The 17,772-nt window shown below is 47.6% G+C and carries 17 protein-coding genes; 16 read left to right on the top strand and 1 reads right to left on the bottom strand.

The features are described 5' to 3' along the window. Window positions 1-16 precede the first annotated feature (16 nt). From MKY96_RS21290 to MKY96_RS21215, 16 genes are all read left to right on the top strand, one after another. Window positions 17-1,834, top strand: coding sequence for an ABC transporter ATP-binding protein (locus MKY96_RS21290; RefSeq protein ID WP_340943059.1), 1,818 nt, complete (start codon window positions 17-19; stop codon window positions 1,832-1,834). Beyond that, window positions 1,824-3,596 carry an ABC transporter ATP-binding protein gene (locus tag MKY96_RS21285; protein WP_340943056.1) on the top strand — a complete coding sequence of 591 codons (1,773 nt, stop codon included), beginning with the start codon at window positions 1,824-1,826 and terminating at the stop codon, window positions 3,594-3,596. The genes MKY96_RS21290 and MKY96_RS21285 overlap by 11 nt, the downstream gene beginning before the upstream one ends. A gap of 48 nt (window positions 3,597-3,644) precedes the next feature. Further along, on the top strand, window positions 3,645-4,919 hold the full coding sequence (locus MKY96_RS21280) for a DNA glycosylase AlkZ-like family protein (protein ID WP_340943054.1): 1,275 nt from the start codon (window positions 3,645-3,647) through the stop codon (window positions 4,917-4,919). A gap of 5 nt (window positions 4,920-4,924) precedes the next feature. After that, on the top strand, window positions 4,925-6,481 hold the full coding sequence (locus MKY96_RS21275) for an amino acid adenylation domain-containing protein (protein ID WP_340943052.1): 1,557 nt from the start codon (window positions 4,925-4,927) through the stop codon (window positions 6,479-6,481). A 3-nt stretch (window positions 6,482-6,484) separates the two neighbouring features. Beyond that, complete coding sequence (locus MKY96_RS21270; protein ID WP_340943051.1) at window positions 6,485-6,730, top strand: acyl carrier protein; 246 nt, start codon at window positions 6,485-6,487, stop codon at window positions 6,728-6,730. Window positions 6,731-7,026: 296 nt separating this feature from the next. Then, a complete protein-coding gene (gene sbnA, locus MKY96_RS21265; RefSeq protein WP_340943049.1) occupies window positions 7,027-7,998 on the top strand; it encodes a 2,3-diaminopropionate biosynthesis protein SbnA in 972 nt (323 codons plus the stop codon). Window positions 7,999-8,004: 6 nt separating this feature from the next. Continuing rightward, the gene (locus MKY96_RS21260; RefSeq protein WP_340943047.1) at window positions 8,005-9,129 is read left to right on the top strand and encodes a glycoside hydrolase family 88 protein; all 1,125 of its coding nucleotides are present in this window, start codon (window positions 8,005-8,007) and stop codon (window positions 9,127-9,129) included. Next, window positions 9,129-9,401, top strand: a complete 273-nt coding sequence (locus MKY96_RS21255; RefSeq protein WP_340943044.1) for a hypothetical protein — start codon at window positions 9,129-9,131, stop codon at window positions 9,399-9,401. The genes MKY96_RS21260 and MKY96_RS21255 overlap by 1 nt, the downstream gene beginning before the upstream one ends. Beyond that, window positions 9,398-10,126: an HpcH/HpaI aldolase/citrate lyase family protein gene (locus tag MKY96_RS21250; protein ID WP_340943041.1), complete on the top strand. Its 729-nt coding sequence runs from the start codon at window positions 9,398-9,400 to the stop codon at window positions 10,124-10,126. The genes MKY96_RS21255 and MKY96_RS21250 overlap by 4 nt, the downstream gene beginning before the upstream one ends. A gap of 84 nt (window positions 10,127-10,210) precedes the next feature. Continuing rightward, entirely contained in the window at window positions 10,211-11,377 is a 1,167-nt protein-coding gene (locus MKY96_RS21245) for a hypothetical protein (RefSeq protein WP_340943040.1), read from the top strand. Further along, window positions 11,374-12,306 (top strand): triphosphoribosyl-dephospho-CoA synthase, encoded by a 933-nt coding sequence (locus tag MKY96_RS21240; RefSeq protein ID WP_340943039.1) that lies wholly within the window; start codon window positions 11,374-11,376, stop codon window positions 12,304-12,306. Before MKY96_RS21245 ends, MKY96_RS21240 begins: the two co-directional genes overlap by 4 nt. Beyond that, window positions 12,269-12,820 carry a citrate lyase holo-[acyl-carrier protein] synthase gene (citX, locus tag MKY96_RS21235; RefSeq protein WP_340943038.1) on the top strand — a complete coding sequence of 184 codons (552 nt, stop codon included), beginning with the start codon at window positions 12,269-12,271 and terminating at the stop codon, window positions 12,818-12,820. Before MKY96_RS21240 ends, citX begins: the two co-directional genes overlap by 38 nt. After that, window positions 12,817-14,055, top strand: a complete 1,239-nt coding sequence (locus MKY96_RS21230; protein WP_340943035.1) for an MFS transporter — start codon at window positions 12,817-12,819, stop codon at window positions 14,053-14,055. The genes citX and MKY96_RS21230 overlap by 4 nt, the downstream gene beginning before the upstream one ends. Beyond that, window positions 14,043-15,278 carry a hypothetical protein gene (locus tag MKY96_RS21225; RefSeq protein WP_340943033.1) on the top strand — a complete coding sequence of 412 codons (1,236 nt, stop codon included), beginning with the start codon at window positions 14,043-14,045 and terminating at the stop codon, window positions 15,276-15,278. Before MKY96_RS21230 ends, MKY96_RS21225 begins: the two co-directional genes overlap by 13 nt. Further along, a complete protein-coding gene (locus MKY96_RS21220; protein WP_340943031.1) occupies window positions 15,247-16,488 on the top strand; it encodes an ATP-grasp domain-containing protein in 1,242 nt (413 codons plus the stop codon). Before MKY96_RS21225 ends, MKY96_RS21220 begins: the two co-directional genes overlap by 32 nt. A 13-nt stretch (window positions 16,489-16,501) precedes the next feature. After that, the gene (locus MKY96_RS21215; RefSeq protein ID WP_340943030.1) at window positions 16,502-17,476 is read left to right on the top strand and encodes a 2,3-diaminopropionate biosynthesis protein SbnB; all 975 of its coding nucleotides are present in this window, start codon (window positions 16,502-16,504) and stop codon (window positions 17,474-17,476) included. 83 nt (window positions 17,477-17,559) lie between these two features. Here the strand turns inward: MKY96_RS21215 and MKY96_RS21210 are convergent, their stop codons facing one another. After that, window positions 17,560-17,766: a hypothetical protein gene (locus tag MKY96_RS21210; RefSeq protein ID WP_340943028.1), complete on the bottom strand. Its 207-nt coding sequence runs from the start codon at window positions 17,764-17,766 to the stop codon at window positions 17,560-17,562. Window positions 17,767-17,772: the final 6 nt, after the last annotated feature.

The following is a 17,772-nucleotide window of genomic DNA, read 5'->3' as shown; positions in this document are numbered from 1 at the left end:
GAGCTTTATGATGGTTTTGAAGAAAAAAAAGTATACCTTACTCGACTCCATTTCTATTGCGTATAAAGCAAACCCGGTTATTGTACTTTGCATTTTGCTGTTTGCTGGAGCTAACGGTTTTGTTCCATTTCTACTCATTCTTATGAATTCGAGTTTTATCAATTCCGCGATTGATTATGTGAATCAGAAATCATCCTTTAGTGATGTGTTAGGGCCGCTAATTACAATTTTTCTTTTAATCGGTTATGTTCAGATGTACGCTGTAATCTCTCAAATTCTGTTCTCCAGAGTCACGATCAGCCTTAGAGAAAGCTTTAATACGGCAATCATTCAAAAACAACTGTCGATTAAGTACGAACATATTGAAAATGAAGAAACAAATGAATTATTGAACCGTATCGTTAAAAATCCCGGATTTTACTCCATTAATGAAGTATTCAGGCATCTTGTGGATCTAATTGGAATTCTGATCAATTTTGTTGCCGTAGGCTGGCTGGTATTTGAACTGAAATGGTGGCTTGGTGCGGTTCTGTTTCTGGTATGCATTCCGCTTGTTCTGATCTCTTACGTCTCACAGCAAAAAATTTATACTATTCTGCGATCCACCAGCGATCTGGACCGGAAATCAGGATACATCGAATTTGACGTCCTCCGCGGCCGTGATTTAGCTGCAGAGCGCAGACTGTTTGGCTTCACAAGCTATTTCAACGAAAAATTCGAGCAATACTTTACCGGTGCCATCAATTTATCGAAGAAAGTTAAATTTAAATGGCTGGCATTAAACAAAGTTTCTGTCATGTTTATTATTATCACCTGTGTGAGTTTTGCCGTTATGCTGTTGACGCCTTTAAAGAATAACGAAATTACTCTGGGCTTTTTCATTTCACTTGTAACAGCAATCTTTCAGCTACAGGAGAAAATGGCTAACCAAATGTCGGAAATTATCGGATTTTTATCAAAGGACAATGAATATATGAAGGATCTCAACCGCTTTGTCCAGCTCGAAGACGAAGAGGAAAATATAACTGGCTCCCAAGAAAAGAACATCCCTATTCTACGGGTGCAGACAATTGAATTTAAGAATGTGTACTTTAAATACCCGGGGACGTCCAATTATATTCTGAAAGGATTATCTTTTACTATACAGAGCGGGATGCATTATGCAGTGGTGGGTAAGAATGGTTCCGGCAAAAGCACGATTACAAAATTATTATTAGGTCTGTACACACCTGATCAAGGAGAAATTCTTATTAACGGAATCAATATTAGGCATATTCAGTCCCAAACACTCCATATGCTTTTTTCCGTCGTATACCAGGATTTTGCTAAGTATTCTGTAACTGTCGGCGAGAACATTGCAGTGGGCGATACCCGCCAATTTACCGGTAAAAAGAAGTTGGAGGCAGCTAAAATCATTGAAATTGCCGATTATGTAAGATTAAAAGAAAATGTGGAGCAGCTTCCGCAACAGTTTGATACCCCTCTGGGAAAAATTTTACCAAACGGAATTGACCTCTCAGGTGGGCAGTGGCAAAAAATTGCATTGGCCCGTTCGCTGATGAAGAAAGACACCGTGCGAATTTTGGATGAACCGACGGCGGCGCTTGATCCGCTGGAAGAAAGTAATTTGTACACACATTATTCAAGAATATCATCAGAGGATACGACCATCTTTATTTCACATCGCCTTGGCTCTACTAAACTTGCAGACATAATCCTGGTTATTGATGACGGACGGGTAGCGGAATGCGGATGCCATGAGGATTTAATGCAGAGTAGAGGGATTTACAATGATATGTTTAATTCACAAAAGGAATGGTACTATGAAGCCTAAATCCATGTCTTTTCCGAAAATTTTAAAGAGAACCTTATCTTATGGATTTCAGAAGCTACCCGGATACTTTGTTTATTACATCTTAATTTCTTTATGTCTGGCTGCGCTGAATTTCCTGTCTATTGATATTATCAAACGAATGTTCGATACGGTTTCGCTTGCATTCTCTACAGGAGTATGGGAGGGAACCATATCTATCATTTTGTTGGGAGGCCTGGTATTAGTATTATTCCAGTTCATTAGTGGTTATCACAGTTTTCTGAATGAAGACTATTTTCTTCAATTTATTAGCAAAATTCTAAAAGATATGAATGCCAAAGCAGGCAGGCTTGAGCTTATAGAATTCGAATCGATAGAGCTGTATGAAAAAATAAGTTTGGCAATCGGGGGCGTTCATCATGCCATTAAATCAACTATCCTGCTGCTAAACGGTGTGATTTTTCACCTGGTATTCTTTATAAGTATCAGCGTCTATTTCTTTTCGATCAAGCCTATTCTTGTTCTGCTGTGTTTCTTATTTTTCATTCCTAAATTTATCTCCCAACTGATTAAAGGGTCCAATTTATACAAGCTGCAGGAGGATCTTGTACAGACTACAAGGGAGATGGAATATTATCAAAAATGTCTTACCGATAAGGAGTACTACAAGGAAACGAAAACCTTGGAAGCAAGACCGTATTTTTTTAGCTTATATCAATCTAAACTTCGAGAATGTAATCAGAAGGAATGGAAAGCTAATTTAAAAATTGGCATGATCGATCTGCTGCTCAGTTTCATTACATATTTGGGCTATATAGGTTCTTTTGTTTTAATTACGTATTTCCTTCTAAAAGGAGAGTTATCCATCGGGATATTTGCCGCTGTGTACTATTCTTTGAACAAGTTGATGAATAGTATGAGTGACATGATGGAGTTGTTTGGTAGTATCTATCAAAATGCCAACCTTGCCGGTAAGCTCTATGATTATTTAGAAATTCCAGAGAATCCGACGGAAACGGTAGAGCTCCCCCCATTGGAAAAAATTACGTTGCGTGATGTTTCATTTACGTATCCCTATAGAAACAAAGAATCACTAAAAAATATTAATTTGGAAATATATAAAGGTTCTAAACTGGCGATTGTCGGTGCCAATGGATCGGGGAAAACCACTCTGGTCAAAATTATTACAGGGTTATTTCAAACCTCCGGAGGGGAGATTTTTTACAACGATATTAATCTGTCTGGTAAGCAGAAAAATCTATACAGCAAAATATCGGCTGTTTTTCAGAATTTCGGTAAATATAAGCTGACATTAAGAGAGAATGTCATCCTTAGTGAGATTGAAAAACCATATGATGTCGAATATCTAAATACCACGCTAGATAAGTCAGGATTCAACAGAAATAAAGACGGGCTGACAGAGGGTGTTGAGACGATGATGTGTCGCTCTTTCGGAGGAATAGATCTATCCGGAGGAGAGTGGCAGCGCTTGGCTATTGCAAGAGGACTATATAAAACGAATGATCTCATCGTACTGGATGAGCCTACTTCAGCGATCGACCCCATCGAGGAAACAAATGTGTATAAGCGTTTTAATGAAATATCAAAGGACAAAACAACGATTTTCGTTACTCACCGTCTGGCTTCAGTCAAATCGGCAGATAGAATTATTGTAATGGATTCAGGAGCTATTCTGGAAGAAGGGAGTCACGAACAACTCATAGCACTCAAAGGTAAATATCATGAAATGTATATGTCCCAAGCCGAATGGTATGTTCGCTAAGAAACATTTCTAACACCCTTAAAAATGTTTTGTGATAAGGAGGTAAAGATGGAGATTATAGAAATTTCTAAGGAAGAATTAAAGTCATTTTTAGTCACCTATCAAGGTTTGCATCCAAACAAGCCTAAGGCTGACAGATCAGAGATTATTCAATTTATTAAGAGAGTGGGGTGTATTCAATACGACCCTTTAAACATGGTTGGGCACAACCCGGATCTTATGCTCCAATCACGCTTTTACAATTACGATCCATCCATTTTAAATCGACTTCTTTATGAAACAAGAGATGTGATTGACGGATGGGATAAAATGATGGCGATATATTTAACGGAGGATTGGCCGTACTTTAGAAGAATGCGAGTTAAAAAGCGTGAGGAGATCGAAGGGATTCTGACATATAGAAATTCAAGTAGTGCTCTTCAGTATGTAGAAGAAGTAAAGGAACACATTGTAAATAAAGGTCCAATTTCTCCTGCCTTTATAGACTTTGGCCGCGCTGAGAAAGGACGATGGGGCCATGGAAAGCTGTCAAGTGCTACGATGGATTACATGTGGAACGTAGGGATTTTGTCGGTGAAGGAAAAGAAAAATACTCAAAAAATATATGATCTTACTGAAAATTTACTTCCTTCTCATGTTTTAGAACAAGAAGATCCTTTTGTGGATGATTACTCCTTTTATAAATGGTACTTTAAAAGAAGAATTGGGAGTCTGGGAGCCTATTGGCTTCGTAACGGAGGAGGGTGGCTAGGACACTTTGTATCAGATAAAAAACTTCGAATCCATGTACTAAATGAATTGTTTGAAGATGGCGAATTAGTTCAACTTAAGATTAAGGGCTCGAAGGAGATTTTCTATATGCGCTCTGAGGACAAAGAAGTTTTGAATCAGATGAGTATGGAGATCCCTGTCTCCAAAGCGCTCTTTCTAGCCCCTTTAGATAATCTTTTGTGGGATAGAAAGCTGATTAAAGATATTTTTGATTTTGAGTACAGTTGGGAAGTGTACAAGCCGGTATCCAGCCGAAAGTATGGTTACTATGTGCTGCCGGTACTTGTGGGCAACCAATTAGTGGCGAGATTTGAACCTGAGAAACATCGTGCTAACGAACCACTTAATGTAAAGAATTGGTGGTGGGAGGATGGAATCACGATAACGGGCCAATTAATTGACGCGGTGTTTGAAGGAATAAACGACTTTTGCTCCTATCTTAAAGCGGACGGTTTATCGCCAAAATCAACTGAGAGAATTACAACCAGTAGACTGAAAGGTATTGATGGAAAGAATACAGATAACAATGTTAATTATGTAGCAAAGGGTTGACGTCCATGTATAATGATCGTTACGACTTAGATACCGGCACTCTCATCCCATACATCCAAATGTTTCAAGAGAGTCTTCAAAAAAATAGGACGAAAACTGCTCTTCTCTACGGCGAAGATGAAATAACATACGAAGAACTGGACCTGCGATCAAGCCGGGTGGCTGCATATTTGAGTCACAATGCTGTTACTAGCCGGAGTATCGTTGGACTCTTTATGAAAAGAACTTTAGACCTACCTATTACACTTCTAGGCATAATGAAGACGGGGGCTTCGTTCCTCCCGCTCGATCCTGACTATCCCCAGCAGCGAATTCGTCATATTATTGAAGATAGTGGCTGTCAACTGATAATTGTAAATCAAGCGCTCAAAACTAGCCTGGATTACTATGGACATACTGTAGTTGCCTATGAGGAAATCCACCAGTATGAAGAAACCGGCTATCAGCTGCCAACAGTGAGTATGGTGGCGGCAGCGTATTTATTGTACACGTCTGGATCGACTGGTTTACCTAAAGGGACGGTTATAAACCAGCAAGCGTTAGCTTCGTTTGTTTACGGAGTTACTAAAGAAATTCAATTCTCACAAGCCCAGACGATGCTCTTTCTAACTACAATCTCATTTGATATTTCATTGTTAGAGTTGTTAATTCCACTTTTATATGGTATGAAGATCGTCATCGCTGATGAGAGGGGACAACGAAATCCATACCTATTGAAGAAAATTATCACTGAGAAGGATATAGACATGCTTCAAATGACTCCATCTGCTATGCAACTGCTAATTAATTATGATAAAGAACTAGATTGTCTGCGGCGGGTAAGCCATGTACTGCTTGGTGGAGAAGCACTTCCGTCACCGGTACTCGAGCATATACGAAACTACACAGACGTTAACATTTATAATCTTTATGGCCCTACAGAAACAACAATTTGGTGCATGGTTTCAGATTTAACGAATCAAGATACTGTTACTATCGGAATTCCGTTTCATAGTGTAAAGGTATACGTGCTTGACTCGGCAATGAATGAGGTAGAGCCTGGGGGAGTAGGAGAGTTATATATTGGAGGCCCTCAAGTGGCTGGGGGATATTGGAATAGTCCAGAACATACGACAGAGAAGTTTAAGAATTATTCGAATATTGAAGCAGGAATAATCTTTAAAACTGGTGATTTAGTACGACTTTCTGAGGTAGGAAAATTCGAATTTATGGGTAGAAATGATCACCTGGTAAAAATTCGTGGATTCAGAATCGAACCCGGTGAGGTTGAAGCTGTACTCTTGCGGCAAGAAGGAATTACTCACGCAGCTGTGGTGTCGAAAATGGGTAAAAACGGAAATTTGTATTTAAGCGGATATTATGTATCGGATGAATGGGTGGACAAACAGACGCTGGTTGATAGTCTAAGAAACGTTCTACCCAGTTATATGATACCGGAACAGTTGACTCAGCTGGAGCAGCTGCCCTACACTCCGAATTTCAAAGTTGATCGAAAATATTTAGCTAGCTTAGATTTTAATGCTTGCAGATATAATAAAGTAATATCCGATCAGGGAGTGTGAAAAATGGTTTCTATTGAACAAAAAGTGAGAGAAATTATTACAAGTCATGTAGACGTTTCAGTTGATATGGATAAGGTTCATAGCAATTGCTATCTTAATACGATTGGAGTGAATTCTATAAACTTTATCCGCTCAGTGCTTGATTTGGAAACAGAATACTCCATAGAGTTTGATATTGATATGCTAGGGTTTGATAGCTTTGAGACATTTGGCAATCTTGTAAAGTATGTTGAACGAAAGGTTAGCTGATGTATTCAGCGGAGAGATGAGACAAGCAAGCAGCTATATTTTGGAGTATGAACATGTTAATCGGGATGAAGCATCTATGAATTAAAGGTTAATAGTTCTATATTTATCCCCGCCCTCCAATGAAGGTAAGAACTTCATTGGGGGGTTTGCTATGGTTTTGTATAGAAAATTTGAATCAAAGTGATAAAAATTTTTAATATATTTACATTTATTAGGATAGAAGTGTATGATGCAAATGTATTTATTTTACTTTTTATAGAAAAATCTATAAGAATATGCCTTGGGAGGTGATAGGTTTGATCTACGACAATGTGCTGCAATTAATTGGGAACACGCCTATTGTTAAACTGAATTATCTTCCGGACCCGTATGGGGCGCAGGTATTCATCAAGCTGGAGGGGCTTAATCCCGGCGGCAGCATGAAGGACCGCACGGCGCTCTACATTATCAGCCAAGCGGAGGCAGCGGGACTACTGAAGCCCGGCGGCACGATTGTCGAATCCTCCTCCGGGAATCTGGCCATCGGGCTGGCGCTTGTGGCACGGCAAAAGGGGTACAAGCTGATCTGTGTGGTCGATCCCAAGATCAGTCTGGTCAATCTCAGTATTATCCAGGCCTATGGTGCGGAGACGGTAATGGTTGATCAGGCTGATGAGTATGGCAACTATCTTAGAGCCCGCCTGGACAAGGTACAGGATCTCGTCAAGCAACTGGGAGCATTCTGGCCTAATCAGTATAATAACCCGAGTAATCCTGAGGCACACAGACAAACGACCGCGCTTGAAATCTATGAGGCGTTCGGTAATGAGCTTCAGTGGGCGGTGATACCGGCAGGCACCTGCGGTCTCATTACCGGGTGCAGCCTGGGGCTGAAAGAACATATCCCGCACATAAAGATTATGGCTGTTGATGCTGCCGGCTCGGTTACCTTCGGGCAGCCGCCAGGTGTCAGACATCAGATTGGCATTGGTTCAGCTATAGTACCGGGCAATGTGCGAAGAGAGCTGTATGACGAGATTACGCATGTCTCGGATGCAGAGGCCTTCTCCACCACCCGCAGGCTGGTTAAGGAAGAGGGGCTGCTGGTCGGCGGCTCCGCAGGCGCAGCGGTGTTCGCGGCCCTTAAGCTTGCCCGCCGCCTGCCTGGCGGGGACAAAGTGCTTACGATTCTTCCAGATCGCGGAGACCGGTACTACAATACTATTTTTTCGGATGAATGGCTGGAGCAGATTGGAATTGAACTGGGGAAGAACGCTGTGAAAATATGATCGGGGGTGCTGGAGATTACCGTTTCCACACGTAATGAGGTTATCGACCGCGCTGTCAGACAGACCCGAAGGCAGCTCGACAAGCTTGCTTCTATGCCATCCTCCGGTGAGATTAGGCTTCCTTATGTTACGAACAACGGAAGATATATGCTGGAGGATAAGTGGTCTTCAGGATTATTCATTGGACTTCTCTACCGGCTCTATCAGTTGACTGGCGATACTCTTTATATTGAGGAAGCTAACCGCTGGATGGGCGGGATTGAACCTTATAAGAATCAGGGGGATTATCAGGACATTGGCTTCCTGTTCTATTATTCTTATGCGCTAGGGTACGATCTGACCGGTAAGGAAGCATACAGAACGATTGCGCTTGAAGCTGCTGACAGCCTCTTTGATTCGCGTCTCCCGGGCGGTTATCTGGAATGCAATTGGCTGCCCGAGGGGAAGCGCTATGCAGGCGTTGACAGTATGATGAACATCCGGTTGTGGCTATGGGCCTACCGGATAACCGGTGAGGAGCACTATCGCGCCGCTGCCATCGGATCAGCACAGATTACAAGTGCTGCGCTGATGAGGAAAGACGGCTTCACTTACGAATATATGAGAATGGACTCACTTACGGGAGCCCCGGAGCAGCCCTACAACAAGAATGCCAAGTTCAGCTCAGCATCGGTGTGGGCCAGAGGCCACACATGGGCACTCTATGGAGCAGTTCAAATGTATGTGCTGGGCCATGAAGAGGAGTGGAGGACAAGGGTTGAGCAGCTCTCCGCCTTCTACTTAGCCCATGTCTGTTCGGATGGGGTTCCGGCCTGGGATCTGATGCTGTCCCATCAGGAGACAGCTATGAGAGATGCTTCCGCTGCTGCGATCGCTTGCTCTGCATTCTACCAGTTTGCCGCAGCCTTAAGCCCTAATGATCCCTTACACCAGCAGTTCCGGCAAGAAGCAGAGAGGGCGCTCGATATTCTGATTTCTGCGGAGTATGCGCCTCCGGGTCCGGAGCATGAAGGACTGCTGGTGCACGCCAGCACGCCGCTGCATGTCGTTCAAGCCGCAGGCGAATCCCAGATCTGGGGCGATTATTTTCTGCTGGAGGCTCTATATTACTCATTGGAGGTCGGTTCTTAATGAATGTCAGTGCCGGATCGATAGAATCTAGCGATATTAAAATTGTCATCGAAGAAGGCCACGCTGCAATGCAATGCATGAATATGGTGCCGGAGCTTACGGACCGCCAAGTCTATGAATATGTTGTTCCCATTCTGAAGCAGTATGGCTTGGCGGATCTGTCCCCCCAGATCTGGTTCAATGGAGCCAACGAGTGGGTGGTCCGCAGCCGCTGCGAAGCCTTGACATGCATGCTGAACGCTGACTTAGAGCGGGAGGAGGTTACGGGATGAATCAAGCTGCTGAACCCTTAGTCTATTTCTATGTTCCGGGATACAAACCGAATTACATAGAGTACGCTATGACCTTCTATCCTATGAATATTATCTTCTGCCTCGAAGACGGTACGCCGGAGGATAAGAAGCTGGAAGCAAGATACGTAGTCAAGACTGCCCTTCAGGAATTCAGTGACTCGGAGCATACACTTATTGTCCGCGTGAATAGTGTTCATACCTCTCACTGGGAGCAGGATCTGGAGGAGCTTGTGCCAGAGCGCCCTGCCCGAATCCGGCTGCCCATGGTCCGGACGGCGGAGGATTTACGGCAAGTGGAACGCAAGGTGCAGGATATTATACACAAGCGCAGCTTGAACTATTCTCCCAGCTATGAAGTCATGATTGAATGCTGTGAGGCTATATTCAATCTCGGAGAGATCCATCAGGCCAGCCGGAATATCTATGCGTTTACCTTTGGAGGAACAGATTATTTCAATGACTGTGTGGCTAAGGGGCTTGTGGACCCGGCCCTGGAGGTCCGGAAGGCCAAGCAGAAGCTGGGGGAATACTGCCGCAGTGTGGGCCTTCAATGCTTTGACACCACTTACATGGCTTTTCGTGATATGGAGGGGTTCCGCGAGGATTGTCTGCTCTCCAGGGAATACGGCTTCACGGGGCGTTCTGTAATCCATCCGGACCAGGTGGCCGTTGTCCAAGAGATATACGGAATTTCAATAGCGTAGGAGGCTGTTATGTTCACAACATACCGATTGGAATTGCCAGAGCCTGTGACTCTGAATAAGCTGCAAATCCCTGTTTTCACTCATATGTTCCTGCAACATGTATCTGCCCATAAGGTGCAGGTCGATCCGATTCAAGGGAAGCGCATCAGCGTCACTTATTTATCGTCTTGTCCCAGGGAGCAGATCGAGCGGGAGGTCGCTAGTTTCCTGGAGCGTTTCACCCCAAAGCATGATGAGGCATCCGCATCATCCGCTGAAGTGCAGGAGCCTGGGCTAAATGTGGTGGAGCTGCATGAGCCGCCGCTTGAGCGGCTGTGCTCCTGCTGCACACCGGGCAATCAGCGGAATGTCTCGGATGATCTGCTGGAGCAGGGGTGGCTGACTTTATTGAAGAATCAGGAGTTGGCCTACCATCGCCCGATCATCCGTCTGCTGGAGTATTTTGACCAGAGTTATGTGGATTATGTCGGCCGGAGGATCGGGGATTGTCAGGAGCGGCAGTATTCAGTCTTGTTGCCTGCTTCCTTCGCCGAGAAGATGAATTACTTCCATAGTGCGCCAATGCATCTGCTACTGGCTACCCACCTCAGCCATGACCAGGACAAAATGATATCCTTCGCGGAGGACGTCTCAGCCAATAACGGCAAGCTTCCCCAGGACTGCGGACCTTATCTGGAGACGCCTCCCTATATTCTGCAATCCGCACCGTGCTATAAAGTCTATATGGAGATGGAGGATCAGGTGTTTGAGGATAATACCGCTTTTGTACTCAAAGGCCAGTCCTTCCGCAATGAGGGGAAACGTGTATATCTGCTTGAACGGTTATTGAATTTCACTATGCGTGAATTCGTATTTCTGGGTACTCCCGAATATGTTACCCGGATGCGTGACTTGACATTAGGGTGGACCATCGAGTGGATGGAAGAGGTAGGGCTGAAAGGCGGGTGTGCCTTAGCCAATGATCCTTTTTTTCTGCCGGGTAAGGTGAAACAGAATTTCAAAGTGCCGAAGCATGTCAAATATGAGGTTCGTGCGGATATTCCGTATAAGAACGATACGATTTCGATTGCTTCCTATGACACGCACGGTGATTTTTTTGCGAAGACCTTTAACTTCGGGCTTAAGGATCATTCCGAGACATGGTCGGGCTGCATCGGGCTTGGCCTGGAACGGGTGGTCTGGAGCTTCCTTCAGCAGTACGGTCTACAGAGTGAACACTGGCCTGCGGCCATCCCGGAGAGCGTAAAGTGACAGCTTCGCAACAGGATACATCCTATTCGCTGGCAGAGGCGATGACCTACAGTGTTCTGGCGGAGGCTGTGAGCTGGCCTTCTCCCGGACTGGTCTCCGCCGTCAGCACGGGTTGTCACGGGGATATGGATATCTACACTTTTCTGAGAAGCGCACTCCGCATTCAGCCATATTACCAGGCAGCAGCCCGCTTGGGCATAGAAGAATCCGCTGACAGAACTGGAACGGAAGATCTGTTCAGGATGCTCCAGAAGCTCGGGCGGCGTGCCGAAGCTGGCATGCTGAGGGCTACCGGGGGAGTGAATACCCACAAGGGAACGATCTTTCTGGGACTGATTCTATGTGCGGCTGCGGGAATGACCAGCCAAGGGCCATCCGGCGGCGCAGAACCACGGGACATCTGCCGGCTGGCCGGAGGGATCGCCGGGAGTCCGCTTCGCAAGCAGCTTACGGACATCCTGAAGGAGACACAGGTTACAAGTACAGGCGGACGCGCGTACAAGGAATGGCGGATCAGAGGTATTCGCGGTGAAGTGATCGACGGATTTCCTTCCATTCTGCAGCAGGGCCTGCCTTCCTTCCGTTCTGCGCTTGATCAGGGGGCGGATATGCGAACGGCGGTTATTCATTGCTTGTTCTCACTGATGTCTGTGGTTCAGGATACAACGCTTCTGAACCGTGACTTTGACAAGGCACGGATCAGTTATACGCAAGCGTGTGCGCTGGAGGCTCTGGACCGGGGGAGTCTGTTCACCTCTGAGGGCAGGGCCTATATCCGCAATATGGAGCAGGATTTCCAGCTTCGTTCCTTGTCGCCCGGGGGATCAGCCGATCTTCTGGCCATGACGGTTGCCCTGCACTTGTGGGACGAGCATCGAAGGGGGGAAGTGTGTGGAGAACCATTCCGCTATGTCTGCCATTCTTCGTGACCGTGAGCGCCTCCCTGAGCTTAGAGAGGCGAGGGTTCCGGCGGCAGGTTCGCTGATACAGATCATGATGAATATTCCCGGACCATGCAAGAAGCTGGATTGCACCTATGAATTGTTCGAGCTCTGTATCAGGGCTTTGCAGGAGGAGCTGGCTTCAGCAGCTTGTGCGGTGCTGTCCTTGGAGCGGACCGACTTAGATGTTGGTCCCGTAGCCTATATGCAGGTATCCTGGGAAGCTAGAGCGTTGAAACGGTTCTGTTTATTATTCGAACAGGGACATCCGCTGAGCGCCTATTGGGATATGGATATTTACAGTCCCTCGGGAAGAGCGGTGGGCAGGAGGGAGATCGGGGCCCCGCCGCGCTCCTGTTATCTGTGCAGCCAATCTGCCAAAGTGTGCGGATCACAGCGGCGCCATTCCCCGGAGGAATTAATAGGCCGCATGACCGCTGATTTGACAGCCTACAGACAGGCGCAGATGGGTGTGCCGATTGCAAGGAGGGCAGGGACATGAACCTTTTCCGAAAGCTAAAGGTGCCCCGGCCGATATTCTCCATTTGTCTGAACACACTGGTTACCCATCTTGGCTTCTACGCTATGACGGCGATATTAACGGTCTATCTGTCTCAGGTCAAAGGGCTGCCGCTTTCGGTTACCGCTGTAGTTACCATGATCTTCACTGTGTCATACCGCAGTGCGAGATTCCTTACCGGACCCTTGCTGGACAACATGGACCCGTTCAAATGCATGTGGTTCGGCTGCCTGCTAACAGGAGTCTCCATCGCTATGGTGGATTTCTGGCAGTCTCCGGTGTTGATTACTATACAGCTTATCGTTGCAGGGATCGGCTACTCTGTCCGAGGCTTATCCTCCAAGGCCTCTTTATCCTTCGTGGGGAGTAAGGATGGCAATGCCTTGTTTTATTTTGCGAATTCCAATATGTATACGAACGGTGCAGCCATTGCCGGGCCCTTAATCGGCTCCTTTCTTCTGACAAGCTCCTTGAAGAGCTTCACGTTGTCCTTCGTTGGAGGGTTTTATATTGTGGGTGCCATCCTGCTCAGTATCTTCCCGCCCGGGTGTAGTCTGCAGGACCGGGAACGGAAGCCGGTAAGCTTCTGGAAAGGATATCAGACCGTTCTGCTCGATAAAAGCTTCCGAAAGGTGCTGCTCTTCAATATGATTGGCTGCTTTTTCTTCACCCAATTGTTCAATTCCTTTCCTTATTTAATCGGCACTTATTATAACGCACCGGAAAGGCTGGGGAGTCTGCTGATGCTGAACGGAATCCTTGTGGTGCTCCTGCAGATTCCCGTCGGGCGATGGATGAATACCGCGTTGTCCGGCCAGCGTGAGGGATACCGGCTGATGCTGGCGTTTCTGCTATTCAGCATTTCTTTCTCAATGAATGCGATAATCGGTTCGATCTGGGGCTACTACGTATTCGTTGCGTTGTTCACCCTTGCTGAAATGTTATTCATCCCCACGATAGATGCGTATGTCTCTAACGCTGCCCGCCCGGATCTGCGTATTACGTATTTCAGTGTCATCGGATTGTCCACAGCCCTTGGAGAAGGAATCGGTGTATATACCGGGCTGCAATTCATACATATGTGGAGCATATACGGAAAGCTGTCCTATTTCTGGTTGTCTCTAGCTCTTCTGTCTGGGCTGTCCCTTGTACTATACGTAATGCTAAACCGGTCACCTGTTCATCACAAGGAGGAGGAGAAACTATGGCGGTATTAATTCTGAATCAGAGGAGGCGGGCCTTCGCTCCTTATCTGACCTGGCTGGAGGATCTGGATGAAGAAGTATACCTGTATACTTCGCCGGCATATGGTGAAATAACGGAACCCTTTGCCCTTGTGCAGGTGTTCGACAACTGGGTGAGCAATGACCGGGTAGAGATCGATGCGTTACGATTGTATGAGGAACATCCTTATCGTCTGATCATCGCTCTCGATGAGAGTGATCTCATTCGTGCAGCCCGGCTGCGTGAACGGCTGCACCTGCCTGGTCAACAGCTGGAGAGTGCAGTGGCTTACAGGGATAAGGCCGTGATGAAAAGCTTAGTAAGCCCGCAGGTATCCTGCCCGGCATTCCGCAGACTGGCTTCACCGCTTCACTTGAATGATTTTGTGCTGGAACACGGCTTGCCGGTTGTGGTTAAACCGGTGGACGGCATGGGCTCCATGAATACGGACATCATACGGACCCAGGAGCAATTGAACGGTGTATGGGAACGCGGCCTCAGCAGCGGCTTAATGGTTGAAGCCTACGTAGAGGGAGAAATGTATGAGATCGATGGGCTCATGATGGGCCAGGAGATCCGTTTCGCTTCTGTGGGCAAATATTCCTGCAAGCCGCTGGAGATTCTCCGGCAGGATTGCTTCGTGGAATTGCTTAGCCCCGGCTGCGCGGTGTATGAGCGGCTGGTTCATGAAGTTCAGCAGGTCATTGAAGCCTTGCCCTCACCGGGCGTCTCAACCTTTCATTGTGAAATGTTCCATACCCCGGAGGATGAATGGGTATTCTGTGAAATTGCCAGCCGGACCGCAGGCGGGCGGATCAGTGAGTCGGTCAGCGCCATGTATGACGTTGATCTGAACCGGGAGTGGGTCCGGGGGCAATGCGGACTGCCGCTGAAGCTGCCGGTGCCAAGGCCGTCACAGGTAGCGGGGGTATATCTAATGCCGAAACGTCCGGGAACGGTAGAGACCATTCCGCAGACGCTGCCCTTTGAATGGGTGAAGGAATATGTTCCCCGCGTCAGAGCAGGCGAACAGCTGGACGCGGCTCAATCCAGCGTGGATGCCGTGATGACCGTAATCATCGTTGGCGAGAATTCGGCATCGCTGCAAGCCCGGCTGTCACAGCTGCTGCGGTATCTGGAGCAAGAAGTGCAAATTCTGCCCGCCTACAAGGAGGATACAACCCATGAAGCACCTGTTATTAGTGGAAAGCAATGAGTCTATCGCAGGTATCCAGGCCTGCAAGGAGATGGGGTACACCGTAACGTTGCTGACCCAGAATATTCAGCATTACCTGAAGGGTCAGCCGCTGGAGTCCCATCCGCTCCGGTTGGTAGATTACATTCATGAAGTGGACACCTTTAATGAAGAAGCTGTGGTTGACTTTGTCAAAGCGTACCATCAAGCGAACCCTTTGACCGGAGTGATGTCTTTTGCGGAATTCTACGTGGTTCAGGCAACAGCTGCGGCGCATGCGATTGGTGTGCCGACCATGCAGCCGCTGGCGGCCAAGAATGCCCGGAATAAATATAAATCCAGAGAAATCTGCGTTCAGAGCGGCGTTCCGGTTCCCCGTTCACTGCTCGCAGGCAGTGTGGAGGAAGCTTGCAGACATGCCCATTCCATGGGTTATCCCTGTATCGTTAAGCCGTGTGACGGGGCTATGAGTATTGGGGTGGTCTTTGTCAACAATGAGCGAGAGCTGCGCCAGGCTTACGAGAGCTATGTGAACAACAGGGATTTCGGGCGTAATCTCTATGGAAGTACGGATGTGCTCATTGAGGAATATGCAGCCGGGCCTCTGGTCAGTGTGGAGATGGTCACTTATCAGGGGCAGGATCACCTGATCGGGATTACGGACCGCCGGCTGGTTGGATTTCCCTATTTTGTAGAGACTGGCGCCAGCTTTCCGGTTCGGCTAAGCCATGAGGCGGAGATTGTGGAGGTGGTCCGCCGGGGACTGCATGCGCTTGGGGTTGACTTTGGCCCCACACATACAGAGGTTGCTCTCACTCCTGATGGTCCCAAGATTATTGAATTCAATCCGCGGATGGTAGGCGGGCCTGTTCCGGAGATGATTAAATACGCAACCGGCATTGACCTGCCGCGTGAAGTGCTTCGTATGCATATGGGAGAGGCCCCGGAGTTGACGCCGAGCGTCACGCGTGGCGCTGCTTCACGGGAATTCTGTTCCCCGGTTGACGGCAGGCTGATTGAGGTTACGGGGCTTAAGGAATTAGAGGGGCGTGCGGACATTCTGCGATCGCATTTCATTGCTGCCGGGCGCGAGGTGTCCTTTCCGAGATCTAATTTTGACTGGATTGGCAGAGTGATGGTTGGAGGGGACGATGCAGAGCAGGCTGAGCAGAAGTGCAGTGAAATCCAGAATACGATCGGCTTGCACATTGCAGCCAGACCTATAAGCTGAGGAGGCCTTGAGCATGTTATATCTGAATACCACAAACCTGGAGCAGATGAATCTTCCCTGGGCACTGTGCATGGATACGATACGGAGTACTGTCCAAGTGATGGCAGCGCACGAATTCTCCCAGCCGATCAAACCTTATCTGCTCTTTGATAAAGATCCAAGCAGCCGGATTATTGCCATGCCCGCTTATGTGGGCGGAGAGATCGGGATGGCAGGCATCAAGTGGATCGCCAGTTTTCCCGGTAACCATGGCAGGCAGCTTCCCCGTGCCCACTCGGTTACGATACTGAATGATTCCGGCAGCGGGAAGCCGGTGGCTATCATCAACAGTCCGCTTATCTCCGGGATTCGCACAGCTTCAGTCAGTGGACTGATGATCCGGGAATACGAGAAGGTACACCCTTTTGCGAGTAAAATTATTGCCGGTATTGTAGGGTTCGGACCGATCGGTCAGCTCCATCTGTCGATGCTGAATCAGCTGCTCGGGGACCGGCTGGAGGAGGTTCGGATCTTTGATCAGAATCCGGGTGCTCTGGATCATATCCCGGAAGAGCTTGGGACAAGGGTGCGTCCCGTGGATTCATGGGAGGAAGCCTACGAAGGGGCTGATCTGTTCATCACCTGTACAATTTCCAGCTCCGGTTATATTGACCGTAAGCCCAAAGACCAGAGTCTGCTGCTGAACGTGTCACTGCGCGATTTCACCCCGGCTATCTTAAGCTACACCTCTGCCATTATTGTCGATGACTGGGATGAAGTGTGCCGTGCGAATACGGATATTGAACATATGCATCATCAAAGAGGGCTGCGGAAGGAAGACACGGCGTCCATCGTCGAGGTGGTCTGCGGCAACGCGCTGGCGAAATTCCCGAAGGAGGAAGCGGTCATGTTCAATCCGATGGGAATGGCTGCCTTTGATATTGCCATAGGGTCACTATATTATCGTGAAGCGCTGAATCGCGGGTATGGTAAGGAGTTAGAGGAGTAGGGGGCAGGATCAGCATATAAAATAGCCGGGCCGGATAAGAGATACTCTTGTCCGGCCCGGCTGTGTACTGCCTCGTCACAAGGCTACGGATTCTTGCGGTTCTTCTTCTCTTCCGGGTCTGGTGCAAGGCCGGGAGCCGCTACCTCCGGGTCATTCCCCAGCACGGCGCCTACGAGCTCATCCAGCTTGTCTGTCTCCGATTGACCGTCCGCCGGACTGGATTCGCCCTCCGGGATCGGGTGGACACCTGCGGTGCGTCCGTCAAGCGGAGCTTTTGTATCATCCTTCATCTGTAT

Source organism: Paenibacillus sp. FSL R7-0302 (assembly GCF_038006885.1).
Lineage (GTDB): Bacteria > Bacillota > Bacilli > Paenibacillales > Paenibacillaceae > Paenibacillus_AQ.
The sequence above is the reverse complement of the archived record's forward strand: the minus strand, read 5'-3'. Positions and strand labels throughout refer to the sequence as shown.

Bases quoted from the DNA above. Each gene is read 5' to 3' on its own strand.
- MKY96_RS21285 (WP_340943056.1), top strand. From the start codon at position 1,824: ATGAAGCCTAAATCCATGTCTTTTCCGAAAATTTTAAAGAGAACCTTA.
- MKY96_RS21280 (WP_340943054.1), top strand. From the start codon at position 3,645: ATGGAGATTATAGAAATTTCTAAGGAAGAATTAAAGTCATTTTTAGTC.
- MKY96_RS21275 (WP_340943052.1), top strand. From the start codon at position 4,925: ATGTATAATGATCGTTACGACTTAGATACCGGCACTCTCATCCCATAC.
- MKY96_RS21270 (WP_340943051.1), top strand. From the start codon at position 6,485: ATGGTTTCTATTGAACAAAAAGTGAGAGAAATTATTACAAGTCATGTA.
- MKY96_RS21255 (WP_340943044.1), top strand. From the start codon at position 9,129: ATGAATGTCAGTGCCGGATCGATAGAATCTAGCGATATTAAAATTGTC.
- MKY96_RS21250 (WP_340943041.1), top strand. From the start codon at position 9,398: ATGAATCAAGCTGCTGAACCCTTAGTCTATTTCTATGTTCCGGGATAC.
- MKY96_RS21245 (WP_340943040.1), top strand. From the start codon at position 10,211: ATGTTCCTGCAACATGTATCTGCCCATAAGGTGCAGGTCGATCCGATT.
- MKY96_RS21230 (WP_340943035.1), top strand. From the start codon at position 12,817: ATGAACCTTTTCCGAAAGCTAAAGGTGCCCCGGCCGATATTCTCCATT.
- MKY96_RS21225 (WP_340943033.1), top strand. From the start codon at position 14,043: ATGGCGGTATTAATTCTGAATCAGAGGAGGCGGGCCTTCGCTCCTTAT.
- MKY96_RS21220 (WP_340943031.1), top strand. From the start codon at position 15,247: ATGAAGCACCTGTTATTAGTGGAAAGCAATGAGTCTATCGCAGGTATC.
- MKY96_RS21215 (WP_340943030.1), top strand. From the start codon at position 16,502: ATGTTATATCTGAATACCACAAACCTGGAGCAGATGAATCTTCCCTGG.
- MKY96_RS21210 (WP_340943028.1), bottom strand. From the start codon at position 17,766: ATGAAGGATGATACAAAAGCTCCGCTTGACGGACGCACCGCAGGTGTC.